At 58.4% G+C, this 25,941-nt stretch carries 22 protein-coding genes and 1 pseudogene; 15 read left to right on the top strand and 8 right to left on the bottom strand.

What is annotated here, in order from left to right; all coding sequences use genetic code 11:
• Window positions 1-26: 26 nt before the first annotated feature.
• Window positions 27-1,676, bottom strand: coding sequence for a phosphoethanolamine--lipid A transferase (locus QFW87_RS07390; RefSeq protein ID WP_283190159.1), 1,650 nt, complete (start codon window positions 1,674-1,676; stop codon window positions 27-29).
• Between the two features lie 179 nt (window positions 1,677-1,855).
• Window positions 1,856-3,238, bottom strand: coding sequence for a glutamine synthetase family protein (locus QFW87_RS07385; RefSeq protein ID WP_283183411.1), 1,383 nt, complete (start codon window positions 3,236-3,238; stop codon window positions 1,856-1,858).
• Between the two features lie 405 nt (window positions 3,239-3,643).
• Between QFW87_RS07385 and QFW87_RS07380 the strand changes: the two genes are divergently transcribed.
• From QFW87_RS07380 to QFW87_RS07370, 3 genes are all read left to right on the top strand, one after another.
• On the top strand, window positions 3,644-4,828 hold the full coding sequence (locus QFW87_RS07380) for a cyanate transporter (protein WP_283183410.1): 1,185 nt from the start codon (window positions 3,644-3,646) through the stop codon (window positions 4,826-4,828).
• Between the two features lie 16 nt (window positions 4,829-4,844).
• Window positions 4,845-5,762 carry a DMT family transporter gene (locus QFW87_RS07375; RefSeq protein WP_283183409.1) on the top strand — a complete coding sequence of 306 codons (918 nt, stop codon included), beginning with the start codon at window positions 4,845-4,847 and terminating at the stop codon, window positions 5,760-5,762.
• 132 nt (window positions 5,763-5,894) lie between these two features.
• The gene (locus QFW87_RS07370; protein WP_283190158.1) at window positions 5,895-6,830 is read left to right on the top strand and encodes a LysR family transcriptional regulator; all 936 of its coding nucleotides are present in this window, start codon (window positions 5,895-5,897) and stop codon (window positions 6,828-6,830) included.
• 3 nt (window positions 6,831-6,833) lie between these two features.
• Here QFW87_RS07370 and QFW87_RS07365 read toward each other — a convergent pair whose 3' ends face one another.
• Both QFW87_RS07365 and QFW87_RS07360 read right to left on the bottom strand, forming a co-directional pair.
• Entirely contained in the window at window positions 6,834-7,199 is a 366-nt protein-coding gene (locus QFW87_RS07365) for a 5-carboxymethyl-2-hydroxymuconate Delta-isomerase (protein ID WP_283183407.1), read from the bottom strand.
• Between the two features lie 54 nt (window positions 7,200-7,253).
• Window positions 7,254-8,180, bottom strand: coding sequence for a LysR substrate-binding domain-containing protein (locus QFW87_RS07360; RefSeq protein ID WP_283183406.1), 927 nt, complete (start codon window positions 8,178-8,180; stop codon window positions 7,254-7,256).
• Between the two features lie 233 nt (window positions 8,181-8,413).
• On the opposite strand from QFW87_RS07360, the gene QFW87_RS07355 reads away from it, so the two are divergent.
• A complete protein-coding gene (locus QFW87_RS07355; protein ID WP_283183405.1) occupies window positions 8,414-8,620 on the top strand; it encodes a hypothetical protein in 207 nt (68 codons plus the stop codon).
• Between the two features lie 53 nt (window positions 8,621-8,673).
• On the opposite strand, the gene QFW87_RS07350 is transcribed toward QFW87_RS07355, so the two are convergent.
• The 3 genes and pseudogenes from QFW87_RS07350 to QFW87_RS07340 all read right to left on the bottom strand — a co-directional run.
• Entirely contained in the window at window positions 8,674-8,865 is a 192-nt protein-coding gene (locus QFW87_RS07350) for a DUF1508 domain-containing protein (protein WP_283183404.1), read from the bottom strand.
• A 240-nt stretch (window positions 8,866-9,105) separates the two neighbouring features.
• The gene (locus QFW87_RS07345) at window positions 9,106-9,432 is read right to left on the bottom strand and encodes a hypothetical protein (protein ID WP_283190157.1); all 327 of its coding nucleotides are present in this window, start codon (window positions 9,430-9,432) and stop codon (window positions 9,106-9,108) included.
• A 350-nt stretch (window positions 9,433-9,782) separates the two neighbouring features.
• Window positions 9,783-9,989, bottom strand: a pseudogene (locus QFW87_RS07340) (LysR family transcriptional regulator); the annotation flags it as partial.
• A gap of 241 nt (window positions 9,990-10,230) precedes the next feature.
• Between QFW87_RS07340 and QFW87_RS07335 the strand changes: the two are divergent.
• The 4 genes from QFW87_RS07335 to QFW87_RS07320 all read left to right on the top strand — a co-directional run bounded on the left by QFW87_RS07335 (window position 10,231) and on the right by QFW87_RS07320 (window position 16,618).
• Complete coding sequence (locus QFW87_RS07335) at window positions 10,231-10,890, top strand: DsbA family protein (protein ID WP_283190156.1); 660 nt, start codon at window positions 10,231-10,233, stop codon at window positions 10,888-10,890.
• 1 nt (window position 10,891) lies between these two features.
• Window positions 10,892-12,007 carry an efflux RND transporter periplasmic adaptor subunit gene (locus QFW87_RS07330; RefSeq protein WP_283190155.1) on the top strand — a complete coding sequence of 372 codons (1,116 nt, stop codon included), beginning with the start codon at window positions 10,892-10,894 and terminating at the stop codon, window positions 12,005-12,007.
• Window positions 12,008-12,053: 46 nt separating this feature from the next.
• Window positions 12,054-15,140, top strand: a complete 3,087-nt coding sequence (locus tag QFW87_RS07325) for a MexW/MexI family multidrug efflux RND transporter permease subunit (protein ID WP_283183400.1) — start codon at window positions 12,054-12,056, stop codon at window positions 15,138-15,140.
• 89 nt (window positions 15,141-15,229) lie between these two features.
• Entirely contained in the window at window positions 15,230-16,618 is a 1,389-nt protein-coding gene (locus tag QFW87_RS07320; RefSeq protein ID WP_283183399.1) for a TolC family outer membrane protein, read from the top strand.
• Between the two features lie 33 nt (window positions 16,619-16,651).
• Here the strand turns inward: QFW87_RS07320 and QFW87_RS07315 are convergent, their stop codons facing one another.
• Window positions 16,652-17,575 carry a LysR family transcriptional regulator gene (locus tag QFW87_RS07315; protein WP_283190154.1) on the bottom strand — a complete coding sequence of 308 codons (924 nt, stop codon included), beginning with the start codon at window positions 17,573-17,575 and terminating at the stop codon, window positions 16,652-16,654.
• Window positions 17,576-18,392: 817 nt separating this feature from the next.
• On the opposite strand from QFW87_RS07315, the gene QFW87_RS07310 reads away from it, so the two are divergent.
• From QFW87_RS07310 to QFW87_RS07280, 7 genes are all read left to right on the top strand, one after another.
• Window positions 18,393-19,592 carry a hydroxymethylglutaryl-CoA synthase gene (locus QFW87_RS07310; RefSeq protein ID WP_283190153.1) on the top strand — a complete coding sequence of 400 codons (1,200 nt, stop codon included), beginning with the start codon at window positions 18,393-18,395 and terminating at the stop codon, window positions 19,590-19,592.
• Window positions 19,592-20,374 (top strand): enoyl-CoA hydratase-related protein, encoded by a 783-nt coding sequence (locus QFW87_RS07305; RefSeq protein WP_283190152.1) that lies wholly within the window; start codon window positions 19,592-19,594, stop codon window positions 20,372-20,374. Before QFW87_RS07310 ends, QFW87_RS07305 begins: the two co-directional genes overlap by 1 nt.
• Window positions 20,375-20,472: 98 nt before the next feature.
• On the top strand, window positions 20,473-22,419 hold the full coding sequence (asnB, locus tag QFW87_RS07300; protein WP_283190151.1) for an asparagine synthase (glutamine-hydrolyzing): 1,947 nt from the start codon (window positions 20,473-20,475) through the stop codon (window positions 22,417-22,419).
• The gene (locus QFW87_RS07295) at window positions 22,416-23,540 is read left to right on the top strand and encodes an FAD-dependent monooxygenase (protein WP_283183394.1); all 1,125 of its coding nucleotides are present in this window, start codon (window positions 22,416-22,418) and stop codon (window positions 23,538-23,540) included. The genes asnB and QFW87_RS07295 overlap by 4 nt, the downstream gene beginning before the upstream one ends.
• Window positions 23,541-23,550: 10 nt before the next feature.
• Window positions 23,551-24,627 (top strand): acyl-CoA dehydrogenase family protein, encoded by a 1,077-nt coding sequence (locus QFW87_RS07290; protein ID WP_283190150.1) that lies wholly within the window; start codon window positions 23,551-23,553, stop codon window positions 24,625-24,627.
• 10 nt (window positions 24,628-24,637) lie between these two features.
• Window positions 24,638-25,075, top strand: a complete 438-nt coding sequence (locus QFW87_RS07285; RefSeq protein ID WP_283183392.1) for a PaaI family thioesterase — start codon at window positions 24,638-24,640, stop codon at window positions 25,073-25,075.
• 218 nt (window positions 25,076-25,293) lie between these two features.
• Window positions 25,294-25,941 (top strand): NAD(P)H-dependent oxidoreductase, encoded by a 648-nt coding sequence (locus QFW87_RS07280; RefSeq protein WP_283183391.1) that lies wholly within the window; start codon window positions 25,294-25,296, stop codon window positions 25,939-25,941.

Raw genomic sequence — 25,941 nt, 5'->3', positions numbered from 1 at the left:
GGTGCGTGAAAAAAAGGTTGAAGCACTCACTCTTTGGCCAACACGCCGTCGATGACCGCACCGCGACATCCGGCAAACATATCCAGGTCCTGGTTGTAGACCTTGCTCTTGACCTCCAGCAAACCGAGCATCGAATGGAACAGGTTGTCCTGGCTCAAGGGTTTTTCGCGACTCAGTTGCAGGCAATGGGTGTCCACCGAGAACGACTTTTGATAGCTGTCGGAAAACCAGGCCAGCATCGCGACATGCTTTTGTTGTTCCGGCGCCAACATGTAAGGCGTGCCATGCAGGAACAAGTTGTACTCGCCCAGGGATTCGCCGTGGTCCGACAGATAGAGCATCGCGGTGTCGACTTTGTCCTGATTGTTACGCAACAAATCGATCAGGGTGGACAGCACGTGATCGGTATACACCAGGGTGTTGTCGTAGCCATTGACGATACTTTCGCGACTGCAATTGTTCAGCGCGTTACTTTCACAAACCGGGGTGAAGCGCTCGTATTCTTTCGGGTAGCGCTTGAAGTATTCCGGACCGTGACTGCCCATCTGGTGCAGCACCAGTACCGTGTCTTTATCCAGGGTATCGATGAAGTGCTGCAAACCCTGCAGCAGGATTTCATCGCGGCATTCGCTATTGGCGCACAGCACCGGGTCTTTCAGGTTACTGACGTCGTCGAGGGTGACCCGATCGCAAGTGCCTTTGCAACCCGATTGGTTATCGCGCCAGATCACCTCGAGACCCGCGCGTTTGAGTACGTCCAGCAGGCCTTCCTGGTTCTTTGCCTTGCTGGCGTTGTAATCCTTGCGGCCCATGTCGGAGAACATGCACGGCACCGACACCGCTGTTTCCGTCCCGCAGGAATGCACGTCGGTGAACGCGATCAGGCCAGCCTCTTTATCCAGTTTGGGTGTGGTGTCACGGTCATACCCCAGGATGCCGAAGTTCTCGGCCCGGGCACTTTCGCCCACCACCAGCACGGTCAGGGATTTGCGGCCATGGGTTTGCCAGGCGGGATTTCGCTGGGCATCTTCACCCAGCGTGACAAAGGGTTGCCGCGCAGACGCGACCTGCTCACGCAGATAGCCGGCCGAGGCGCCAATGTAGTTGCTCGGCACCACCATCAGGCGCAACTCATGGTGATTGCGAAACAATGAAGACAAGCCTTGATAGTTAACCAGTGCGACCCCACCGATCACAGCAACTGATGCGACACACACGAGAACTTTACTGAGTAGTTCACGGTGCCAGCGACGGTAACTAACCGGCGTCCTCCACAACAAACAGGACGGCAAAATACCGAGCAAAACAATATAAACAAGCAACTTAATCGAGAGTAAGTCACGCACTTCCGTCGCATTGGTTTGCGCAAAATTACGCAACATCCCGGTGTCAATCAAAACACCATATTGGCTCATGAAATACGCCACCCCGGCGCTGATCATAAAGATCAGGGTCAAGACCGGTTTGAGTACAGGCCGGAACGCCAGCAGGGTCAGCACGATGTTGAAGGCAGCCAGAATCATCAAGCCGAAAGCCACGCGCATGACGATGCCCTGACCGTCAGATGCCGTGATTTCAAACAGGTGTTGCCAGAGAACGAGATTGAAGCCCGTTAATAGAAAGGTGCTGGCAATCAGTGTCACCCACTCGGGGCGCACGGCTTTAATCTTCAACATGATGATCGGCTGTTCCTGAAAAGAAGTGCCTTCGGCAAATGTGAAAATTTCATTTACCGAGACAGCACTAACTTTAGGCAGCGAACCATCAATTTTTTGTGAAAAAGAAGCCAACGATTAGTTGGCTCGTGGCACTAGGCCAAAACTTTTAACTTATTTGAGAATGGTTCAGGCTCTGTTCAGGCTTGATTCAAATACCAACGCCAGTCCTGTTCGCCGACCTCGCCCATGAACTGTCGATATTCGGCACGTTTTACCGCCAGGTACACGCCGAGGAACTCACCGCCGAACGCCTCCCGAGCCCAGCTTGAACCTTCCAGCGCCCGCAACGTGGTCAGCCAGTCAGTCGGCAACAGCTCCGTGGCCTGAGCATAGCCATTGCCCTCCACCGGCGCGCCAGGATCGAGTTGTTCACGAATTCCGCGATGGATCCCGGCCAGAATCGCCGCAGCCGCCAGATACGGGTTGGCGTCGGCGCCACAGATGCGGTGTTCGATATGCCGGGAAAACGCCGGCCCGCCGGGTACGCGCAAGCTCACGGTGCGGTTGTCCACCCCCCAGGTGGGTGCCAGCGGCGCATAGCTGTTGGTCTGGAAGCGACGGTAAGAGTTGGCGTTCGGACAAAACAGCAGCAATGAATCGAGCAACGTACTGAGCATCCCGCCGACGGCCTGTTTGAGCAACGGCGTACCTTCCGGGGCTTCGCTGGCGAACAGGTTGTTGCCCTCCTTGTCCGCCAGGCTGACGTGCATGTGCATGCCAGTGCCCGCCAGGTCATCGAACGGTTTGGCCATGAAGCACGCCGTCATCCCGTGCTTGTGCGCCACGCCCTTGACCAGTCGTTTGTAGCGCACCGCTTCGTCCATCGCCTGCAAGGCGTCGGTGCGGTGTTCGAGGGTAATTTCCACTTGCCCCGGCGCGTATTCGGAGATCGCCGTGCGCGCCGGAATGCCCTGGAGTTTGCAGGCGCTATAAAGATCGGCCAGAAACGGCTCGATCTGTTCCAGTTCACGCAATCCGTAGACCTGAGTCCCTCGCGGCCGCCCGCCATCGACATCCCGCGCCGGTTGCGGCCGACCGTTGCTGTCGCGCTGCTGATCCAGCAGGTAGAACTCCAGCTCCGCCGCCATCACCGGGTAATAACCGTCGGCCTGCAAGCCCTCGATGACTTTCGCCAGCAGATGCCGTGGATCGGCAATCGTCGCGGGCATGCCCTCCTTCGGGTGCATGCTGACCTGCACCGCCGCCGTAGGAATCAGCCGCCACGGCATGCGCGTCAAACTGCCGCTGATCGGGTACGCCCGGCAGTCGATATCGCCAACGTCCCAGACCAGGCCGGAGTTTTCGACGTCATCGCCGTTGATGGTCAGGCCAAGAATGGTGCTCGGCAATGGCCGCCCGCTTTCGTACACCGCCAGCAGTTCATCGCGGTGCAGCAACTTGCCCCGCGGTACGCCGTTGTTATCGAGGATGAACAACTCGAACATCTCGATATCCGGGTTCTGTTCCAGAAAAGTCAGGGCTTCTTGCTTGGAGGCGAAAGATGTCGTGGCAACACTCATGGGAATTCTCTTATTTCCGCGTCAGGCAAACGCACAGGCGTCGCCGCTTTGATCCCGGCGCATAGCGCGGGACCTGTAAGAACAATCAACGGGAAATGCTGGAATCCGGTGGGCGCGCGTGACGGCAGTGCCACAGCGCCCAAAAGGCTAATTCGGAGGGAAGTGCGACGGGACAACCGTCCATAGAAAAAACCACAGAGAACAGATGACCAGCAGCGTCACACGGGAGGTTAAGTCGTTAAATCGGGATTTGAAGAACTTTGGTTGCGGACTCGCTAAACATTGTTCGCGCCTTTCAGCTTCACACCGCTGTATTTAATTTCTAAATACTGCTCCGGACTTTCTGATTTGCGGCCTGCAGACCTCGCGCGCCTAATCGGCTCCTTGTCATTCAAGGTCCGATAGATGGAAAACGTTCGCGCAACCTCTCGCCCCGCCCTTTGGCTAATGTTCAGCATCATTCTTGTTGCCCTGAACCTGCGGCCTTCCATGGCCGCCGTCGGTCCTTTGCTGTCGGCGATTCGCGGCGACATTGCACTGAGTTTCAGCCTAGCCTCGCTGTTGACCATGCTGCCAGTAATGGCAATGGGGCTGGCGATGTTCTTTGGTCTGGGCGTCAGCCAACGAATCGGCGAACAACGCACCGTGGTGCTCTCGCTGCTGATCATCGGCGTGGCCACGGTGTCGCGGTTATTCCTCGAATCGGCGGCCGAACTGATCCTCAGCGCCGTGCTGGCGGGTATCGGTATCGCGCTGATCCAGGCGTTGATGCCAGCGCTGATCAAATCCCGCTTCAGCGACAACGTTTCCGTGTGCATGGGGCTCTACGTCACGTCGATCATGGGCGGAGCAGCAATTGCAGCGTCGTTTGCGCCGCTGGTGATGATCCGCACCGGCAGCTGGCGCGTGGGCCTGGCGATCTGGGCGGCACTGGCGCTGGTAGCGCTGCTGGTTTGGTGCATGCAACGTGAACGGATGCCGGCGCAGCCTGCTCAAGCGCAACGCAATGGGTCCTTCTTCGGCAATTCCCGCGCCTGGCTGCTCGCCATTTTCTTCGGCCTGGGCACGGCGTCCTACACCTGTGTGCTGGCCTGGCTGGCGCCGTACTACGTGGAAAAGGGTTGGAGCGAACAAAACGCCGGGTTGCTGCTGGGTTTCTTGACCGCCATGGAAGTGTTGTCCGGCCTGCTGACACCCGCCATCGCCAACCGCAGCCGTGACCGGCGCGTGGTGCTGGTGGTGTTGCTGGCGCTGATCATGGCCGGTTTCTGCGGGCTTATTCTCAGCCCGCAATACCTGAGTCTGTTGTGGCCCTGCCTGTTGGGGCTCGGCATCGGCGGACTGTTCCCGATGAGCCTGATCGTGTCCCTGGATCATCTGGACAATCCCCAGCGTGCCGGCGGCCTGACCGCGTTCGTGCAAGGCATCGGCTACCTGATCGCCGGTCTTTCGCCACTAATTGCCGGATTGATCCGCGATCAGCTCGGCAGCTTCGAATGGGCCTGGTGGTCACTGACCGGCGTTATGGCATTGATGATCCTGATGGTCTTGCGCTTCGATCCGCGGCATTACGCCCAACACATTCGCTGACCCAGGAACCCACATCATGAAACACACCGGTTTCGCCACCGCTCACGTCGGCATGCTGCTCTGGGCACTGTTGATCGCTGCATCGTTTTCTGCGGCAGCACAGGTCAGCCAGGCCATCGACCCGATCCTGCTGACCGGTTTACGCCTGCTGTTCTGCGCCCTGGTGTTTTTGCCGCTGTTGCTGTTCAAGGGCGATACCGCCATGACCGCCTGCGGACTGTTCGGCCATGCCGCGCTCGGCTTGCTGCTGGCGGTGTATTTCGGCTCGCTGTTCGAGGCACTGCGCTACACCTCGGCCATCAATACCGGAACGATGTTCACCTTGGTGCCACTACTGACATTGCTGTTCGAAGCCGTATTGATGCCTGACAGCAACCTGAAACAGCGGGTGCTGCCGATGCTGATTGCCGCTGCCGGGGCCGTGTTGCTGGTTTTGAAAGGCGCAGGCCCTGATGAGCTGCCTTCGCTATATGCAGTGTCGGTGTATGGCGTCGGTTGCCTGGCGATGGCGCTCTACTCGCCCCTGAGTCAACGGCTCAAGGCCAGCAGCCTCAAGGGGCGCGACCCGGTGGGGATGACTTTCTGGAACATGCTGTTCGGCGCACTGTTTCTGCTGGCATTCTGTGGGTTCAGCGGCGGCTGGCGATCGGCGTCATTGCTGACCGTGAGCGATTTCTGGTGGCTGATTTACCTGGCGGTGTTCGCCACGCTGGCGACCTTCTGGCTGCTGCATCGGGCCATCGGCCTCATCGCCCCTTCCTCGGTCATTTCCTACATTTACCTGAGCACGCTGTTTCTCACATTGTTTCACTGGTTCTGGTTACGTCAGTCGCCACTGCCGCTGGAAATCATCGGCGCGCTGCTGGTGGGAGTCGGTATGTGGGCACTGCTGATGTCCAGTCGCCGCGCGGTGCCTGCAGCCATTCAGGGCTGAAGGCCTCTGGAACTGCCCCACAACTTTCCATGAAAACTCCTACAGGGCATTCTCCTGGCACCATCGTTCCGTTAGGATCACTCGCACAAGTTTGCGCACAGTCAGCGCAAGGAGCACAGCGAGACGAAACGGATGTTGAACAGTAACTTGCTTAGAAAGCTCGATATGCAGGACCTCATGGTATTTATCGCCGTGTATGAGCAAAGCAGCGTCAGCGGTGTATCCGAGGCGCTCTGCGTCAGCCAGTCCACCGTGAGTTACTGCCTGAAAAAGCTGCGCACCAGTTTCGAAGACGAACTGTTCATCAATACCCGCGCCGGTATGCGCCCCACCTACAAAGCCAGCACCATGTACGCCCACGTGCTGAAGATCCTCGAAAGCATCAACCTGTGTCACGCTGGTGCGCCAGCATTCGACCCTACCCTGCAACCAGTCACCTTCAATATCTGTGCACCGGAATACTTCGAGCAGTTGATCCTGCCGCGCCTGTTGAAAAGCTTCGATTTCGCCGACCTGCCAGTGATGGTCAACATGCACAAGTTCGAAACCGACATCCCGGCCGAGGAGCTACGCGACGGCAGCCTCGACCTGGTGATTTGCTTCGGCCCGAACTTTCATCGCAGTCATGGCGATTTCAAATCCCGGATGTTGCTGGAGGACGACCTGGTCTGTGTCTTCGATAAACGTGCCACACCACCGGAGCCGCGTTTAAGCCTGCAAGCCTTCGTCGAACGCCGGCACGTGTTCCCGACACCCTGGACGTCCACCACCAACATGGTCGACGGCTGGCTGGCGCAGCAGGCGCAAAAACGGCAGATCGTCGCGCGCTCCAACAGCTACAGCGCGGCACTGAAGATGATCACCGGCACCGACTTCATCCTGACTCTGCCTCGGCGTATCCAGCAATTGCTGGCCAACGAGGCGATCTTCAATCATTGCGAAGCGCCCAACGGCTTGCCGGGTTTCAGCCTCGACATGCAGTGGAGCCAGAATGTCGATCAGGACAGCGCCAACACCTGGCTGCGCGAGCAAGTGGTCAAGGCCTGCACCGAGCAGGAAATGGCCTGAAACTCAGTGGCTGATGGCGATCTTGGTGTAGGACTCTCGATCGATGTCGAGGATTTCCACGGCCAGTTGGACTTCAATGTCCGTCGGCCATTCATACAGCTCCTGCACCACAGCCAGCAAACTTTCGGACAACTGCTTCTTGATCTGCGGTGAGCGACCGCTCAACAGTGCCAGTTTCACATGCACAAAGGCTCGCTCAGCTAACACCGTGCCGACCTTGAACGTCTCAACCTTCACCGCTCGGCTCTTGATGTCGTATTCAGCAGCAAACTGACCGGAAGCCACCAACGCATTGTTGAGCCGGATCAACGCCACGTCGGCGTTGAGCTCGGGCAGGTTGGCGGTGTATTCCATGTGCAGGTGAGGCATGACAGAGCTCCTGAATGTGGGCAGAAAGGTCGTACATATAACACAGCACTGCCCTCACTCGGGCAGTGCTAACACCGCGCGTTCACTCATGAACGCCTCCAGCCTCGACCTCAACCAGCGCTCGGCGGGGTCGGTATCGACATGACTGAGCCAGACCATGGACAGATCCAGGGTCGGCGTCTTGAACGGGAATGGTTCCTTGAACAACTGGCCGGACGCGGCCATCGCTTCGGCGGCGTAGTCCGGCAGACTGGCGATCAGATCGGTCCCGGCTAGCAAGGCCGGTAGCGAGCTGTATTGCGGCACGGAAAGGACGACTTGGCGCGTACGACCAATCTCCGCCAGCCACTCATCGGCGTAACCACTGACATTGGCGGTGTGGGAAACCAGCACGTGCGGTCGCGCGCAATACTCATCGAGCGTCAGCATTGTGTCCGATGCGTCCGCGCGCAAAATGCAGGGCAGGATGTGCCGCAACAACTTGCGCTTGGCGTTGGCCGGCAGCCCGCGAGTCTGGCTGATACCAACGGTGATATCGCCGGACGCCAGCAAATCCGGGATCCGCCAGTAATCGACATGCTGCACCACGAACACCACCTTCGGTGCTTCATGGCGCAAGGCTCGCAGCAACGGCGGCAGCAGGCCAAACTCGACATCGTCCGACAGCCCGATACGAAAGGTCATGGTGCTGCTGGCGGGGTCGAAATCATGGGTCAGGCTCAACGCCACCGACAACGAATCCAGCGCCGGAGACAGGTGCAGAATAATCTCCTCGGCCCGCGCCGTTGGCTCCATACGATGCCCGACACGTATGAACAGCGGGTCATTGAACATCGTGCGCAAGCGATTGAGCGCCGAACTGATGGTCGGCTGGCCGAGAAACAATTTCTCCGCCACCCGGGTTACGTTGCGTTCGAGCATCAGCGTTTCAAACACCACCATTAGGTTGATGTCGGCCTTGCGTAGTTCGTTACGATTCATCCACTGACCCCGCTCCCAAATCTGCTGACCGTTTAGGCAGGTGTCGCAATCGGCGTCTATGCGACTCAAGCACATTACGTTTAACGCAAATGCAGACACCTGACCAATCCTACATCCCGTTCCTGATTTCGTTGCTCGTATGGCGGGACTCGCTTGCGCCTCTAAGCTCAGCAACGTTTGGGGCAAAACGGCCCTGGCCATCGAAAACCATTTGAACTCAAGGGAGCCTACCAATGGCTAGAGATAAAGCGAAAGACGACAAACACTTCAACTGCACCCAGGACCATGAAGCCGACTACGTCGCCGGACTTTACCCTCACGCAAAGGAAGAGGTTAAAACGTTCCTGGCATCGGCCTGCAAGGATAAATCCCTGCACAACTCCACCCACAAGGATGTCTACGACCTGATCAAACGAAAACTGGGCCACTCACAACCGTAAGACCGCCCGTTGAAACGAAGCTGCTCTGACCGAGCAGCTTCACCGCCTGAAGCCTAGATTTCCTTGACCGGCGTCTGATCGTGGGTCCCTTTGATCAAGCTGATGGCATGCACACAATCAGCCTTGTTGACGTAAGCCTCCCCGCTGGCAATCGTTTCATGGTTTCCCGCCCTCAAACGCCACCGCCATTGACCTTTGCCAGTCTGTGCGATGCCACGGGTTTGCCTGTAAATCTCAAAATACATTGCTCGCTCCTTGCGATTGCTGATGACGGCAGATCAGTGACCTGCGAAACCAGAGTAGATGAGGATTTTTTGAGGCAACGGGTTTCAATGTCAGGGGATATTTCGGAGAAATACCCTTGATTCGCGGGGCGGCCAATGGATACGGGGGGTGGTAAATAGAGTGACTTGGTTGAGTAGGTTTTCCTAGAAACTGGCTTAATTTTCTTACGCTGTAGCGTTACCTGTTCCGACGTCAGCTGACTAACTTTTCTGCTGAGTTGAATCGTCAGCTGACAAGGCCAGAGGCTGTTCCGGCATTAGCGCTGGATCTTCCTCAAGTGGTGCTGCCGTGGTGGCGACTGGGTCAGGACGGGGTAAAACCCCCCGTACAACCCTATCAATCAGTGAAAGGATTCCATAGGTGATGAAGCCGAAGATAAGCCCGACAACCACAATGCTCAAAGGATGTAGCTGCGCTGCGTCGGGGCTTTCCAACATGTAGCGAAAAGCCTCAACAGCAACGGTCAGGCAGGCCGAAAATGCTGCCACCAGCTTCACAAACACCCAAAGCCGTCGCCACCTGTTCATGCACTCCTCCGTCATCCGGTGATTTGCTCTGTTCTCATGATAGCTAATGACCTGGATGCATCTTACTTTCTGAATCAGTCTGCGCTGCGCTGACAGCTTATCAAGATGAAAAACTAAAACCCCAGAAACGAAAAAGCCCCGTAACTTTTCAGCTACTGGGCTTTTTCTAGGTAATTGTCTCGTCCCGAATAAGGTTTACACCTTCTGACTTCTTATCAGGAAGGTGCAATGGATACGGGCGAAAAACGCAGTCAGCGGGATTACACGCTGACTATTAAATTGTCGGTCGTCGATCAGGTCGAAAAAGGCGAGTTGAGTTATAAAGTGGCTCAACGGCGTTATGGAATTCAGGCCCGCGTCGTCGGCTCCATGCGGCGGCCGACCCGGATAAACAGCGGATCATCGAACATCGCACGCAAACGGTTGAGTGCCGAGCTGATGGTCGGTTGCCCGAGAAACAGCTTCTCCGCCACTCGCGTCACGTTGCGTTCGAGCATCAACGTCTCGAACACCACCATCAGATTGATGTCGGCCTTACGCAGCTCATTGCGATTCATCAGCGGCTCCCGGTCCCCAAGACTGACGACAGTTTATGAAGCTGTGGGGAACGCCGCCCTTAAACGCCAGCGCCATTGGCCCTTCCCGGTAAGCGGAGTGCCTCGCGACTGCCTGTCTACTACGACAGCTATCCGCCCGATGATGAACACCATGGGTGGATATACCTCAAAAAAGTCGCTTTTTTGTTCATCACCCGCCAAGGGATAGTCCTGCCATCTCATTGATTTCAGGAAATCCCCCATGTCGCCTCTAAAAGTTGAATATTTTCATGATGTTGTGTGTGGCTGGTGCTTTGTACTGGGCCCTCGTTTGAAAGCGTTGAGCGAAGAGTTCGATCTGGATATCCAGCATCGCAGTTTCGTCCTGCAATCGAACAACGCGCAGATGATCCAGCGTTTCGGTTCGATGCCCAAGGCCAAGGAAGTGATCCTCCAGCACTGGGAACAGTGCGCAAAAGCCGAAGAGGTCAAGCGCATCAATATCGAAGGCATGCGCCAACAGGATTTTGAATACCCCTCGGGCCTGCTGGCCGCCAAAGCCTGTCAGACCGCCCAGTCCCTGGCCGGGCCCAAGGCCCACGAACTGATGTTTGACCGCCTGCAGCACGCCCATCTGGTGGAGAGCCGCAACATCGGCAGCCTGCAGACCATCCTCGAAGTGGCCGAGGAGCAAGGCTTCACCGCGGAACACTTCGCCCAGTACCTGGAACAGCACGCGCTGAGTGACCTGGAAAACGACCTCGCCCGAGGCCTGGCCCTGAACATCAGCTCGGTGCCGAGCCTCGTGGTCGAAGGACTGTGGGTGATACCGGGGGCTCTGTCGCTGGACATGCTGCGCGGCAACTTCACACAAATCCAGCAAGCCACTGCCGACAACCTGCCGATTGTCGAGGACAACTGAGATGAAAATGACTTATTGGCTCAGCGGCGGAACTGCGCTGGCAGCGGCTATCGGGATTGCCGCCTTCACCCCGCTGTTGGCCAGCGGCAAAGCCGACAAGCCTGCCGCATCAGTGGCCGCGCTGACTCCGGTGGCCGTGGCCAGCGTGATCTCCGGCCCTATCCCGGTGGAGCTTTCCGGAGTGGGCACCCTCGAAGCGGTGAATCAGGTCCAGGTCTCGCCGGAAGTCGGCGGGCGGATCGTGCAACTGAACTTCACCTCCGGCAAAAGCGTCAGCGCCGGCCAGGTGCTGATCAAGCTCAATGATGAACCCGAGCAGGGTGACATGAGCAAGCTACAGGCCCAGGCCAAGAACGCCCGGCTGGCCCTGGAGCGCACCCGCAAAGTCTTGCTGCTGGCCTCCACGCAATCGCAACTGGATCAGGCTCAGGCCAATTATGACCAGGTGCGCGGGGATATCGCCGGCGTCCAGGCAGTGATCAATCAGAAGACCATCCGCGCACCGTTCGCCGGGGTCCTGGGTATTCGCCGGGCCAACCTGGGCCAGTACCTCAACCCCGGTGATCCGGTAGTGACCCTGACCGACCTCTCGCGCCTGTTCGTCAACTTCCCGATGCCGGAACAGACCGCGGCCCAGTTGCAGCCTGGCCAAGAGGTCCATTTGCGCGTCGACGCCTACCCGGACCGGTTGTTCAAGGCCACTGTCAGCACCCTCGAACAGCAGATCGATCCAGGCGCCCGCTCCATGCAGGTCCAGGCCACGCTGGACAATCCTGACCTATTGCTCAAACCGGGGATGTTCGCCGACGTCACGATTTCACTGCCCAACCCGACCACCGCCCTGACCGTGCCGGAAACCGCGATCAACTACACCGCCTACGGCAACTCGGTGTTTGTGGTGCGCGACAATGGCGGCCAACTGAAGGTCGAGCAGGTGTTCGTCAAGGTCGGCCCCCGTCATCGCGATCGCATCGTCGTACTTGATGCGATCAAACCCGGTGAGCGCGTGGTGATTTCCGGCCAGATCAAGCTGAGCAATGGCATGCCGGTGCGCATCACCGAGGATGCCATGGCCCAGAACAATGGCCCGCTCCTGGATATGGCGCAAAAGCAATGAAGCGTTCCCTTCGCCAACGAGCAACAGAAGAAGGCTCTGTTCCGGTATGAAATTCACCGACCTGTTTATTCGTCGCCCCGTGCTGACGCTGGTGGTCAGCGCGCTGATCGTGATGCTCGGCGTTCTGGCGCTGCTCAATCTGCCGATACGCCAGTATCCGGCACTGGAAAGCGCAACCATCACCGTCACCACCAACTATCCCGGCGCCCGCTCCTCGCTGATGCAGGGGTTCGTCACCCAACCGATTTCCCAGGCGGTGGCCTCGGTCGACGGGGTCGATTACCTGACGTCCAGTTCGACTCAGGGCAAGAGCCTGATCAGCATCCGCCTGAAACTCAACGCCGACTCCAACAAGGCGCTGACGGAAATCATGGCGGCGGTCAATCAGGTGAAGTACCGCCTGCCCGAAGGCGCCTATGACTCGGTGATCGCCAAATCCTCCGGCGAAGGCACAGCGGTGATCTACATCGGTTTCTCCAGCAAGGATATCGGCCTGCCGGCCATTACCGATTACCTGTCGCGGGTGATCCAGCCGTTGTATTCCTCCATCGACGGCGTCGCCAATGCCGAAGTGCTTGGCGGTCAAACCCTGGCGATGCGCCTGTGGCTGGACCCGGTGCGCATGGCGGCGCGTAATATTTCCGCCAGCGACGTGGCCGAGGCGATCCGCAAGAACAACTTCCAGGCAGCCCCCGGCCAGACCAAGGGCGCATACGTTTCGGCCAACATCAACATCAACACCGATCTGACCAGCGTCGAGCAGTTTCGACAGCTGGTGATCAAGAGCAAGGGCGACACGCTGATCCGTCTGAGTGACATCGGCACTGCCGAGCTGGGCGCCACCGCCTATGAAACCAGCGGCATCATGGACGGTGAGAAAAGCGTCTTCATCGGCCTGCACCCGACGCCGAGCGGCAACCCGCTGACCATAGTCAAAGGGGTCGAGGACATGATGCCTCAAGTGCAGAAAACTCTGCCGCCGGGCATGACCATGAACATCGTTTTCGAGGTCGCGCGCTTTATCAAGGCGTCCATCGACGAAGTGATGCGCACCTTGCTGGAAGCAGTGGTCATCGTTGCCGTGGTGATTTTCCTGTTCCTCGGTTCGATGCGCACGGTACTGATTCCACTGGTGACGATTCCGCTGTCGCTGGTCGGCGCCGCGGCGATGATGAGCCTGTTCGGCTTCAGCATTAACCTGCTGACCCTGTTGTCGATGGTGCTGGCGATCGGGCTGGTGGTGGACGACGCCATTGTGGTGGTGGAGAACGTCCACCGACATATCGAGTCAGGCAAGTCACCGCTGCATGCGGCGATGGTGGGAGCACGGGAAATCAGTGGTCCGGTGATCGCCATGACCATCACCCTCGCGGCGGTTTACGCACCCATCGGCCTGATGGGCGGCCTCACGGGCGCACTGTTCAAAGAGTTCGCCTTTACCCTCGCGGGGGCGGTGATCGTCTCCGGGATCGTTGCCTTGACACTGTCGCCGCTGATGAGCTCGTTGCTGCTCACCAGCAAGTCCAACGAAGGCGTGATGGCCCGTGGCGCGGAACGATTCTTCCACTGGCTGGGCGACAAGTACGGCCGGGTGCTGGACTTCTCGTTGCACCATTCGTGGATCACCGCTGTGATTGCCGTGCTGGTGTTCGCCAGCCTGCCATTTCTCTACCTCAACGCCCAGCGTGAACTCGCCCCCGGCGAAGACCAGGCACAAGTGCTGGCGGTGGCCAAGGCCCCGCAATACGCCAACATCGACTACACCGAAACCTACTCGCGCAAACTCGACACCTTGCTGGGCACCTACCCGGAAACCGACATGACCTGGGTCGTGGTCGGCAACGACGGACCACGTAGCGCATTCGGCGGCGCCAACCTCAGCGAATGGGACAAACGCACCCGCAGCGCCGACACCATTCAGGCCCAGGTGCAGCAGGAAGCGAACGAGATCGAAGGCATGAGCATCTTTGCCTTCCAACTGCCCTCATTACCGGGTTCCACCGGTGGCCTGCCGGTGCAGATGGTGATTCAGAGCTCCCAGGATCACCGTGTGGTGTTCGAAGAACTGGAACGCATCAAGCAAGCGGCGCGCGCTAGCGGACTGTTCGCTGTGGTCGACAGCGATCTGGACTTCAACAGCCCGCTGGTCAACATCAAGATCGACCGCACCAAGGCCAACGATCTGGGCATCAGCATGCAGGCGATCGGTGATTCACTGGCGGTGCTGGTGGGCGAAAACTACATCAACCGCTTCGCCCTCAATGGTCGGGCCTACGATGTGATCCCGCAGGTGCCGCGCAACCAGCGCATGTCCGGCGAACTGCTGGTGGGCCAATACGTCGAGGCGGCCAACGGCGCGCACATTCCGCTGTCGACACTGGTCAGTTTCGAGATGGCGGTGGAAGCGAACAAGCTGACCCAGTTCAACCAGCTGAACTCGGCCACCCTGCAAGCCGTTCCGGCGCCCGGTGTCAGCATCGGCGATGCGGTGAAATTCCTGACCGCGCAAGCCCAGACACTGCCTGCCGGCTTTACCCATGACTGGCTGTCGGATGCCCGCCAGTTCGTTCAGGAAGGCAGTGCGTTGATGATCACCTTCGCCTTCGCGATTCTGGTGATCTACCTGGTACTGGCAGCGCAATTCGAGAGCCTGCGCGACCCGTTGGTGATTCTGATCAGTGTGCCGTTGTCGATCTGCGGCGCGTTGATTCCGCTGTACCTGGGCTACGCCACCGTCAATATCTATACCCAGATCGGGTTGGTGACGCTGATCGGTCTGATCAGCAAGCACGGGATCCTGATGGTCGAGTTCGCCAACGAACTGCAACAGAGCCAGCAACTCGACCGGCGCACAGCCATCGAGCAGGCGGCGCTTATCCGTTTGCGGCCGATTCTGATGACCACCGCCGCCATGGTGGTGGGGCTGATCCCACTGCTGCTGGCCAGCGGTGCGGGTGCCCACAGCCGATTCAGCCTGGGTCTGGTGATTGTGGTCGGGATGCTGGTGGGCACGCTGTTCACGCTGTTCATCCTGCCCACCGTTTATACCTACCTGGCCAAGGATCACCGAGCCGCTCAGCACTCGGCCCGCAATCAGGAACTCAGCCAGGTCAGTAACGCCCTGACGAACTGATTCCGCCCCCAACTGTTTTCATCTCGCCACCTGCCGCAGAACCCGCATTGGGTTCTGCGGGACAGGCTGGCCGAAAAAGAGTACCTGTCATGTTCAGATTGTCTTTGATAACCCTGCTGATCTTCGCCACCCAGGCCAACGCCGTTGAAACGTCCCCACGCAGCACACTGATGTCGGTGTACAGCCAGGTCGTGGAACACAACAGCGAAATAGCCGCCGCTCAGGAAGACTACTTCGCCCGCCGCGAAGCTGTGCCCCAGGCACGGGCCGACCTGTTGCCACAGATAGACCTGCAAGCCCTGAACGGCAGCACCCGGACCAACCTGCATGATGTCGACACACGCAACGGCAGCCTGTACCGCGTGACCTTGAACCAGCCGCTGTTCGATGCCGCGCACTGGTTCAACCTCAAGTCTGCCCACGCCCTGAGCGAACAGGCTCAACTGGACTTCTCCACTGTCCAGCAAGAGCTGGTACTCAAGACCGCCCAGAGCTATTTCGACACGCTGCTGGCCGAAGACACCCTGGCCGCCACCAAAGCCGAACTGCGCGCTTTCGAGCGTCAGTTGAACCAGACCCGGCAACGCTACGACGCCGGCCTCTCGGACCAGAATGATGTGCTTTCGGCGCAGGCCAGCTACGACCGCTCCCATGCCAGCGTGATCAATGCCCAGCGCCTGACCGACGATGCTTACCAGGCGCTGAATCGCCTGACCGGCCAGCCTCAGGCACCCTTGATCGGCATCCGGCATACCCTCCCTGTCGAGCCACCGGTGCCTAACGAAGCCCAGTCCTGGGTTGACCAGGCGCTGACGCAAAACCTGCGCCTGCGTGCCAGTCAGGTGAGAACCCAGGCGGCACAGGAAAACCTGCGCAGCAAAAAGGCCGAACACTTACCTACCTTGGGATTGCAATTGGGGTATGCCGAGGGTGACGCCGATGTGATGGACAACCCACCTGCCTTCGGCCAGCGCGGCGGTAATGAGAAACAGAGCTCAGTGCTGCTGAACTTCAAGCTGCCGCTGTACAGCGGTGGACGCACCAGCTCTCGGGTTCGCGAGGCTTATCACCGTTTCGACGAAAGCGAATACGACCAGACCAGCCTGCAACGGGAGGTGGTCGAGGCCTCACGCAATGCCTTTCGTTCGGTCAACAGCGAGCGCGAACAGGTGCGCGCCTTGCGCCAGACCATCATCTCCAGCCAAGGCGCGTTACACGCGACGGAAGTCGGCTATGAAGTGGGTAACCGCAACATCGTCGACATCCTGTCCGCCCAGCGTGATCTGTACAACGCGGTACGCGAATACAACCTGGCTCGCTACAGCTACATCCTCAGCGGCCTGCGCCTGAAGCTTGCAGCCGGAACCTTGAGCCCCGCTGACCTGCAAAGTCTGGCGCAGTACCTGAAACCCGATTACGACCCCGACAAGGACTTCCTGCCGGCAGACCTGGCGCAACAAGACGCCAAGACACTCTGAGGAAAGCCCGATCGCCACAGTTGGGTCACGGTTTCAGAGTGCCAGGGCCAGGGCCTCGGATTTGTCACTCTTGATGCCTTGGCACAGCTCACGAATGATGTCGCTCATCAGCCGGACTTCCGGGTTGAGCTTGTACTCTTCCGGGAAGCCCATATACATCGGCACTTCGCGTTCACGCTGATGACACAGAGGCACCGTGCGCAACTGACCACTCGCCAGCTTCTCGCTGACCATGTGCTCCGGCAGCCAGGCAAAGCCCAGGCCTCGTTCGACAAAGGTCAGCGCGGTGCTCAGGTTGCTCACGGTCCAGCGCTGCGACGTGCCGAGCCAACCGCTGTTCTGCGAGATGCGCATGCCCGAATCGCGAATCACGATTTGCCGATAGTCTTTCATGTCGGTAAGGCTCAGCTCGCCGTTGAAATGGGCCAGTGCGTGATCGGACGCCACGACGCACAGCAGCGAGACGTTGAGCAAGAATTCCTGCATATAGCCCGCCGGCAGACTGCTGGCGATGCCTAGCTCGACCTTGCCGTCCTCCAGCAGTTCGCGTGCGCCGGACAACGCCGTTTCGTACAACCGGATACGGTGCCCTTGCAAGACGGAGGAAAACCGGAACAGCGCCTGCTCCAGCAAATCGGCGGGAAACAGCATGTCGACCGCCAGCGCGTGTTCGGTAAACAGCCCCGGCTGGTACTGATTGGCCAGTCGCTCAAGTTTTTGCGCCGAGCCCAGCAAGTGCTTGGCCTGAGGCAGCAGGGCTTGGCCCAGAGGCGTCAATACCGCCTTGCGTCCCTCGATCAGAAACAGTTCCTGACCCAGCAGGGCTTCCATGCGATTGACCGAATGGCTGATGGCCGACTGCGACTTGAACATGTGCTCGCCAGCCTGCTGGAAACCGCCACACTCAACCGTAGAAACAAAAGCCTGCCACTGGTCGAGACTGATCTTGGAAAACATTCGAACCTCCTTGTCCGTATCAGGTAAAAATCAAAGCTACTGCGACGTGGCGTTTTACCACAAAAAAACCTCTCACCCTACTCAATCGACGCGCTCGACTCGTGCGTGCTCACTGTCGATCCGTGTCATTTTAGAACACATGAAAACAATGATTGGTTTGACTCAACTTAATTCACTTTTCCAGACCCGCTCTTTACCTTTATCAATGTTACCCAGCGTGAACAATAGTACTCGCGTTCCAAATACCGCTATCGCGCGACACGCCAGGAGTCTATTTTAGAAAAACAAACAAGCGCCACAGGCTAATTAAAAAAGCACCCCCTCTCAACTTCCCTGCCACTGACTGGTCATTCCAGTGGGTGCGTAGTCTATTGCCTTGTTATTTAAGATTCTCCAACTCTTGATTGACTCCCTTCTTTAGCGTCCTCCTCCACAAGGCCATTGTCAGAGCCAAAAACCTTGTTTTTCCGAAGGATAAATCGACAAATACCTTAAGCATAACCCTTGTAACTTTTCTGTCACATCCAGCCTCTGCCGTTGTTCATAAAACAGCCACATCGCCGTGTGCAGCAGAATCACCGATTTTTTTAATGAATAATGCCTGCGCCGACACTGCGCATGATGACTGAGGGCTGCCTAAAAAACATTCACATGCATAGGCGTAATGAAAAACATGAAGGGAGGTACTGGATCCAATCTGAATATTTCACTTTTCCAACTTGAGAGGGTTACGGCAATAATTTGTCGTCATTTGATTGCTTACTAAAGCGACGCCGCATTGCAGAACACCAACACCTCACCTATGGAATAAAAGATCATGGAATTAAACATGAAGATCGGCATCGATGACATTGGGTTGTATGTACCGGAGCACTTCTTCCCGCTCCACGAACTTGCCGTGCGGCATAACATTGATCCCAACAAATACCTGGTGGGTATTGGTCAGGAATTCATGGCGGTTCCAGCGCCTGACGAAGACATCGTCAGCATGGCCGCAAACGCCACCCAACCGCTGTTGACCGACGATCTGAGAGCGTCCATTTCGACCGTCATCCTCGCAACCGAGAGTGGTATCGACCAGTCCAAGTCCGCCGGGCTTTTCGTGCACCGGATGCTGGGGCTCAAAGCCGATTGCCGAGTCATCGAGTTCAAACAGGCATGCTACGGCGCGACCGCCGGCCTGCAGATGGCCTGTGCACTGGTGCGCCAGCGTCCAAACGAAAAAATCCTGCTGATTGCCTCGGACATCGCCCGCTACAAACAGGACTCGGAAGGCGAATGCACCCAAGGTGCCGGGGCTATCGCAATGATCATCGCCAAAGACCCACGCATTCTGGAAATTCACCCGCATGAGGGTAAATACAGCCTGGACGTCATGGATTTCTGGCGTCCGAACTTCGCCTCCACCGCGTTTGTCGACGGCAAGCTGTCGATCGATATTTACATGGAATCGCTCAAGCATTCCTGGCAGAACTACCGCAATGACGGTGGCCTGGCGCTCACCGATTTGAGTTACCTGTGCTTCCATCAACCGTTCACCAAAATGGCCAAGAAAGCCTTTTCGGTGTTCGAAACCCTGGAGCCAGCCGCAGCCGCCGCGCTCGGCGAAAGCAGCTACGCTGACAGCCAGATCTACGGTAAAGCCATCGGCAACTGCTACACCGCCTCGCTCTACATCGCACTGTTGTCACTGCTGGAAAACAACGCGCAAGACCTCTCTGGCAAAAACATCGGCCTGTTCAGCTATGGCTCCGGCAGCGTCGGCGAGTTCTTCTCCGGCACGGTGGTCAAGGGCTACGCAAACCATTCGCGCAAGCACTTTCACGCCAACATGCTCGAGCGCCGCACACAGCTGAAACACGCGCAGTACACCGACTGGTTCTATGGCGACAAACAAAGCGATGCCGAAACCTATCAAACGCCACGCATCAGCAGCGCCAGCTATCGCTTCGCCGGTACCGAAGGCTATCGCCGGCTGTATGAAGAAAACACTCAGCAAGCCTTGAGAGTCGCGTAATGAGTGAGGTTCTGCTGAGCTGGATCAATCCAGACGTCGCCTGTCTGACACTGAACAGGCCCCATGCAGGCAACGCGCTGAACGAAGCACTGTTGCTGCAACTGGCCGAGCATCTCGAGCTGCTGGCCAGCCAGGATGACCTTCGGGCCCTGGTGCTCGATGGGGAGGGACCGCACTTTTGCACCGGCGCAGACCTGCACTGGATGCGCCGCAGCCTGGAGTTCTGTCACGCGCAGAACCTGGACGATGCTGAACGCCTGGCCATCGTTCTACAGAGGCTCGACGAGTTCCCGGTTCCGGTGCTCGCCCTGGCCAAGGGCTCGGTGTTCGGCGGCGCCCTGGGCTTGATCAGCTGCGCCGACTATGTGCTCGCCAGCAGCGATGCGCGGTTCTCGTTCAGCGAGGCCCGCCTGGGGTTGGTCCCCGCATTGATCAGTCCCTATGTGGTACGCGCCATCGGTATGCGCCAGGCCCGGCACTACATGCTGTCGGCCGAGATTTTCGATACCGCCAGCGCCGTGCACCTCGGCCTGGTGCATCGACAGACCGCGACCTCGGCACTCCACAGCAGTCGCGATCAGTGGCTTGGACATATCCACAAAGGCGGGCCGCAAGCCTGCCGCGAAATAAAAACCATGCTGCGCCGACTGGGCAAGCACGACGGTCTGCTTGAGGAGCAGCCCGACAACCTTCGCCTGATCGCCAAGGTGCGCACCTCCCCCGAAGGACAGGCCGGCCTGAATGCGTTCTTCAACAATCGCAAACCTGATTGGGCCCTCTGAAACATCGCCCGGACCTGCGTGAACACTCGGTCCACGGGCACGGAGCTGACGCAGTGAAACGTCGCCAACATTATTGATTTTCTCAAGGAAAAATTTTTATGTGTGGTTTTATCGGTATGTATCAAACCGCTCCAGGAGCCATGTCCGAACAGGCCATGGCCGACGCCCTTCAGAGCATCAACCATCGCGGTCCGGACGAAAGCAGTGTCTGGCACGATCCGGCGGGTCGTGCGGCCCTGGGCCATACGCGCTTGAGCATCATCGGTCTGGACAATGGCGCACAACCTATCGTTGCCGACGAAGGCGACCTCGTGATCGTAGTCAACGGCGAACTCTATGACCATGAGCGTATTCGCCTGGAGCTGGAAGCCGAAGGCTGCGTTTTCAAGACCGAGTCCGACAGCGAAATCGCCTTGCACCTGTACCGTCGCTACGGCATGGCCGGCTTGAAGCGCCTGCGCGGCGAGTTCGCGTTCGTGCTGTTCGACCGCCAACGTCGCCTGATACTGGCGGTGCGTGATCGTCTGGGCATCAAGCCGCTGTTCTACACCCAACACGAAGGCACTTGGTATTTCGCCTCGGAAGTCAAAGCCATCCTCGCGGCCGGCGTGCCTTGCGAGTGGGATGAAGATGCTTACGCCAGCCGCGCGTTCTACCTGCGCGACCATACCCTGTTCAAGGGCGTGCGCAGCGTCAAACCCGGTTGCTGGGTGATGGTGGATAACGGCGGCATGCAGAGCGGCCGTTACTGGGACATGGAGTTCGCCCGCAAGGATGCGCCAGACCCTACCGACGAGCAGGGCATGATCGAAGCGATTCGCTCGGCCGTCGAAGAGTCGGTTCGCCTGCGCCTGCGTGCCGACGTGCCAATCGGTGTCTACCTGAGCGGCGGCATCGACTCCTCGGCGATGCTCGGGCTCGCCACGCAGCTGACAGGCAAACCCCTGGATGCGTTCAACCTATCGTTCACCGACATGGAAGACTACGACGAAAACCGTTTCGCCCGCCTGGCCGCCGAGCACAACGGCGCACGCTTTCACACTATCGAAATTACCCAGGATGACCTGGCAGACAATTTCGAACAGGCGCTGTGGCACAACGAAACACCCTTCTTCAACGCCCACGGCGTAGCCAAATACATCCTCAGCCAGGAAGTGCGCAAGGCCGGCATGAAAGTCGTGCTCACCGGAGAGGGCGCCGATGAAGTGTTCGCCGGTTACCCGCACTTCCGTCGTGACATGCTGCTGTACAACGTCGAACGCCAGGACCCGCAGGTCATCAGCAAGCTACGCCAGCGCATCCAGGAAAGCGAACAGGGCTACACCCGTTCCGAGATGCCGGATGACATTCACTGGATGATCAATCAGCTCAACCACGGTGTGTCCTGGCTGGACAACCAGGCCGGCTGGTTCAAGGCGCTGGAAAGCCTGTACAGCAGTGACTTCCGTGATCACTTCAGCGGGATCGACCCGTATCGCCAGTTCTTCGACCGCCTCGATCACAACCAGCTCGAAGGTCGCGACCCGGTGCACAAATCGATGTACCTGTGGGCCAAGTCGTACCTGCCAAACTTCGTGCTGACCACCCTGGGCGATCGCATGGAAATGGCCAACAGCATCGAAGGTCGCGTACCGCTGCTCGATCACCACGTGGTCGAGTTGGCCTGCAAGATGCCGGTCTGGATGAAAGTCCGTGGCTCGACCGAGAAGTTCATCTTCCGCGAAGCCATGCGCCCTTACCTGCCGCAAGCCTTGTATGAGCGCAAGAAGCATTACTTCCGTGCACCACCGGCCACGCTGCAGCAGCAAGGTCGTCTGTATCAACTGGTGCAGGACGTGCTGCACGGCAGCGAGCTGGACAACCTGCCGTTCTTCGATGCGGCAAAAGTCCGTCATCTGCTCGATCGTCTGCCAGGCCTGACGCCGAGGGAACAAGGCCTGCTTGATCCGATGCTAATGGAGCTGACCAGCCTCTGCCTGTTGCAGCGTCGCTACAAGATGCAAGCCACCGTCAACCCGCAGAGGGTACGAGGAGTCGCTGCATGAAAATCGCGATCATTGGCGCAGGCCTCAATGGCCTCGCCTGTGCGCTGATGCTCAAACGCTTCGGGCTGTCCTGTACGGTGTATGAACGCAGCCTGGGTCCTCGGGACTCAGGTACCGGGATCTACGTCTGGCCCCAAGGCGTGCAAGTACTGCGCTTTTTGTTCAATAGCCGCGAGTTCCTGGAGCACGGCAAGGCGATCGAGTTCCTCGACACCTACTCACGCGAAGGCCAGTTGATCCACAGCCAGCCGGTGCGACCGAGCGGGCTGGGGATCCCCGCACCGGCAATGATGTTCCGGCGTACCGAGCTATTCCGCCTGCTGTTGCAGGAACTGGGCGACGGCGCCGTGCGCTTTCAGATGGGCTGCAACCGCTTGCAGGATCTGGGACAAAAGACCCGGGTGAGCTTCAGCGACAACAGCGAGGAAGACTTCGACTTGGTGATTGGCGCCGACGGCGTCGGTTCCACCGTTCGCGAATTCATCAACCCGAACCTTGCGCCTTACGACACCGGTCTGGTGGCCAGCCGCGGCATGGTGGATTTCGGTTCGGACCTGCTCAAGTCCGATCGCTGCCAGATCTTCACCTCTGCCTTCGCGCGCGTGGTGACATACCCGCTGGATGCCCACAGTAACTATCGCTACTGGTTCGCCGCGTATCAGCATCATCACCAGCCCCTGCATGATCGGGCCGGCTTGCTGAAGCTGTTCGCCGAGCTGCCGAGCGAGGTGGTACGGATGATCGCCGCCACCGAGGAATCGGAGATTCTCACCCACAAGATGACAGCCCTGACCGGCGACGGCGCCTGGCAACGTTCACGGGTGGTGATGCTCGGCGACAGTATCCACGCGATGCTGCCGACCCTCGGCTATGGCCTGACCCTGGGTCTTGAGAACGGCTTCATGCTGGCCCAGGCGCTGATCGGTCATTGCGACGACAACCTCGACAGCGCACTGCAACGCTACGAGATTCGCGCCGCGGAACGCTCACGGTCGATGCTCAAGGTGATGAGCGACATGACGGATCTGTATTACTTCGAAGAAGACCGAGCCATGACACCGACGCGCATCTCGCCCATCGTCAACCGCTTCCAGGACCTGGCCCTGACCACGGTTTTTTGAGGGAATTGCCATGAGCGAACTCTTTCGCAAGCGGGTCGCACACTTTGTTGCGGAGCACATCACGCCCCATGTCGCCGAGTGGGAAACCCTCGGCACCTACCCGCCGGCACTGTACCGGCGGGCAGGCCTTGCCGGCCTGTTGGCACTGGGTCAGAACCAGAACCAACTCCCCGATGATCCACGCGCCGTGGCCATCCTGGTGCAGGAGTTGACCCGCAGTGGCGCCCAGGGCATCACCATGGGCCTGGCCTCACACTTTGTCAGCCTCAAGGCGCTGCAACGATGTGCGCCTGAGCTTGCGAGCAGTGTGGTGCCCGCGGTGTTGAGCGGTGAATGCAGTATTTCCCTGGCGTTGACTGAACCCCAGGCCGGTTCGGACCTGCGCGGCATGACCTGTCGTGCCGTACTCGAAAACGGGCAATACCGGCTGACCGGCACCAAGGCCTTCGTCTGCAACGGTGAACGGGCGGACTGGCTGTTATTGATCGCGCACTCTCCGGACGGTCTGGCGCTGTTTCTCGCCGAAGGTCATGCCCCAGGCATCACGCACACCCCGCAGCGGTGCCTCGGTTGGCGGTGTCTGCCTTTGACCGACCTGCACTTTACGAACACCCCGGTGGTCCGCCTCACTCAAGGCTCCGGGGTCGGGCGCATCTTGCAAAACAGCCTGTTGCAGGAACGCCTGAATCTTGCGGTGATGGCCGTAACCTCCGCCGACATGGCGCTGCAAGCCAGTATCGACTGGTGCAAGCAGCGTCAGATGGGGGGCAAACCACTCTTCGACAAATCGGTGATCCGCCAACGACTGGCCGAGTACCACGCGGAACTCGCGGTGGCGCAACACTATGTCGAGTCGGCAGTGAACTGGATGGCCGACGGCAACCTCGATCCACGCCGGGTAGCCATCGCCAAGAACCAGTCGGTCGCCGTGCTGGAGAAAATCGCTCGTGGCGCGGTGCAAGTGCACGGTGCCCACGGCTGCATCGAACCGGCCCTGGTGGAGCGGATCCATCGCGACGCGCGCCTGCTGGCCATCGGCGGCGGCACCCACGAAATCATGCTGGACATCATCGGACGATCTTTATAGGAGCAGGGACATGCGCCAAATCAGCGAACACGCCGCCGCCCATTCCAGCGCGTTGCTGGAACACGCCTACCAGCGCTACTGCGGTTTGCGGCTGGTGGAACAACGAGAGGGGTTCTGCCAATGTCGACTGGTGGTCAGCGAGGCCATCGACAACCTCAGCCAAACGCTCCACGGCGGGGTCATTTACTCGATGCTGGATGTGGTGAGCATGCTTGCCACACTGCCGCTGCTAGGGCCAGAGGAATATGCGCTGACCAACAGTTTCAATAGCATGTTGATGTCAGCCACACCCCTGCACAGCGAAGTAATTATTGAGGCCGAAGTTGTAAGAAACGGCCGAAACCTGATATTTACTCAAGCAGCCGCTTGGAAAATAAACAGCGATCAAACCCGTACTAAAATCGCTTCAGCGCAATTAAGCAAGTTCCGCCTAAAACATCAGTGGTAACCTCGAAAGCCCCGCTCCTGGGGCTTTCCAGCCCTCCTCCAACGCTTGAGCCGCATCAACCCCCCCCAAAACGCCGACAAAGCTTCTGTAAGAGGGGCCTTGAGAAACACATGAATGTCATGGGTGGGTGAACCTGAATTTATGCGCTATTCCTGTCTCTCCGATTGTTCAAAACTTGCTCTCAAACAGCCGCTGCATTACCTGAGAGAGAGAAAGCAATGAGTCAAAAAATACTGGTGATACGTTCGTCGATCAAAAGCGATGGTGGTTTTTCCGGGCAACTGGTGGACTACTTCCTGGACCAACTCAAAGAAGTCATTCCTGAATCCTCCATCGTCGTTCGCGACATCGCCAAGACGCCGATTGCCCACCTCAATGCCAACACCATGGCTGCGCTGTATGGCCGCGAGCCGAGCGACGATGAAGGGCGCCAAGCCCTGAGCCTCTCGAACGAACTGATCGAAGAAATCAACGAAGCCGACCGCATCGTCATCGGCCTGCCGCGCTACAACTTCGGTGCGCCTTCGCTGATCCACGCCTACATCGATCAACTGGTCATCTCCGGCGTAACCTTCACGTACAACGAAACCGGTCCTGTCGGCCTGATCGACAGCAAGCCGGTGTACGTCCTGACCGCCAGCGGCGGCATCTACAGCAATGGCCCGGACACCATGGCCCTGTGGCTGTCGCAGATCCTCTGTTTCATTGGCCTGACCCAGATCAAATACGTCTACGCCGAAGGCCTGGGCATGGGTGAAGAAAGCCTGGCCAAAGGTCTCAAACAAGCGCGTCACGAGATCGACCAGGCAATCAACGAACTGGGCGAACGACCTCGCCTGAAAATGGTTGGTTCGCAAGGGAGGTAA

The organism is Pseudomonas sp. PMCC200344 (assembly GCF_030053095.1).
Lineage (GTDB): Bacteria > Pseudomonadota > Gammaproteobacteria > Pseudomonadales > Pseudomonadaceae > Aquipseudomonas > Aquipseudomonas svalbardensis.
Note: the sequence above shows the minus strand (reverse complement) of the source record. Positions and strands in the feature narration are given on the sequence as shown.

Coding starts and splice junctions, on each gene's coding strand:
- QFW87_RS07385 (WP_283183411.1), bottom strand. CDS start 3,238: ATGAGTGTTGCCACGACATCTTTCGCCTCCAAGCAAGAAGCCCTGACT.
- QFW87_RS07305 (WP_283190152.1), top strand. CDS start 19,592: ATGAGTGAGGTTCTGCTGAGCTGGATCAATCCAGACGTCGCCTGTCTG.
- QFW87_RS07315 (WP_283190154.1), bottom strand. CDS start 17,575: ATGTTTTCCAAGATCAGTCTCGACCAGTGGCAGGCTTTTGTTTCTACG.
- QFW87_RS07360 (WP_283183406.1), bottom strand. CDS start 8,180: ATGAATCGTAACGAACTACGCAAGGCCGACATCAACCTAATGGTGGTG.
- QFW87_RS07390 (WP_283190159.1), bottom strand. CDS start 1,676: ATGTTGAAGATTAAAGCCGTGCGCCCCGAGTGGGTGACACTGATTGCC.
- QFW87_RS07375 (WP_283183409.1), top strand. CDS start 4,845: ATGAAACACACCGGTTTCGCCACCGCTCACGTCGGCATGCTGCTCTGG.
- QFW87_RS07320 (WP_283183399.1), top strand. CDS start 15,230: ATGTTCAGATTGTCTTTGATAACCCTGCTGATCTTCGCCACCCAGGCC.
- QFW87_RS07355 (WP_283183405.1), top strand. CDS start 8,414: ATGGCTAGAGATAAAGCGAAAGACGACAAACACTTCAACTGCACCCAG.
- QFW87_RS07290 (WP_283190150.1), top strand. CDS start 23,551: ATGAGCGAACTCTTTCGCAAGCGGGTCGCACACTTTGTTGCGGAGCAC.
- QFW87_RS07370 (WP_283190158.1), top strand. CDS start 5,895: ATGTTGAACAGTAACTTGCTTAGAAAGCTCGATATGCAGGACCTCATG.
- QFW87_RS07380 (WP_283183410.1), top strand. CDS start 3,644: ATGGAAAACGTTCGCGCAACCTCTCGCCCCGCCCTTTGGCTAATGTTC.
- QFW87_RS07335 (WP_283190156.1), top strand. CDS start 10,231: ATGTCGCCTCTAAAAGTTGAATATTTTCATGATGTTGTGTGTGGCTGG.
- QFW87_RS07295 (WP_283183394.1), top strand. CDS start 22,416: ATGAAAATCGCGATCATTGGCGCAGGCCTCAATGGCCTCGCCTGTGCG.
- asnB (WP_283190151.1), top strand. CDS start 20,473: ATGTGTGGTTTTATCGGTATGTATCAAACCGCTCCAGGAGCCATGTCC.
- QFW87_RS07310 (WP_283190153.1), top strand. CDS start 18,393: ATGGAATTAAACATGAAGATCGGCATCGATGACATTGGGTTGTATGTA.
- QFW87_RS07350 (WP_283183404.1), bottom strand. CDS start 8,865: ATGTATTTTGAGATTTACAGGCAAACCCGTGGCATCGCACAGACTGGC.
- QFW87_RS07330 (WP_283190155.1), top strand. CDS start 10,892: ATGAAAATGACTTATTGGCTCAGCGGCGGAACTGCGCTGGCAGCGGCT.
- QFW87_RS07325 (WP_283183400.1), top strand. CDS start 12,054: ATGAAATTCACCGACCTGTTTATTCGTCGCCCCGTGCTGACGCTGGTG.
- QFW87_RS07285 (WP_283183392.1), top strand. CDS start 24,638: ATGCGCCAAATCAGCGAACACGCCGCCGCCCATTCCAGCGCGTTGCTG.
- QFW87_RS07365 (WP_283183407.1), bottom strand. CDS start 7,199: ATGCCTCACCTGCACATGGAATACACCGCCAACCTGCCCGAGCTCAAC.
- QFW87_RS07280 (WP_283183391.1), top strand. CDS start 25,294: ATGAGTCAAAAAATACTGGTGATACGTTCGTCGATCAAAAGCGATGGT.
- QFW87_RS07345 (WP_283190157.1), bottom strand. CDS start 9,432: ATGAACAGGTGGCGACGGCTTTGGGTGTTTGTGAAGCTGGTGGCAGCA.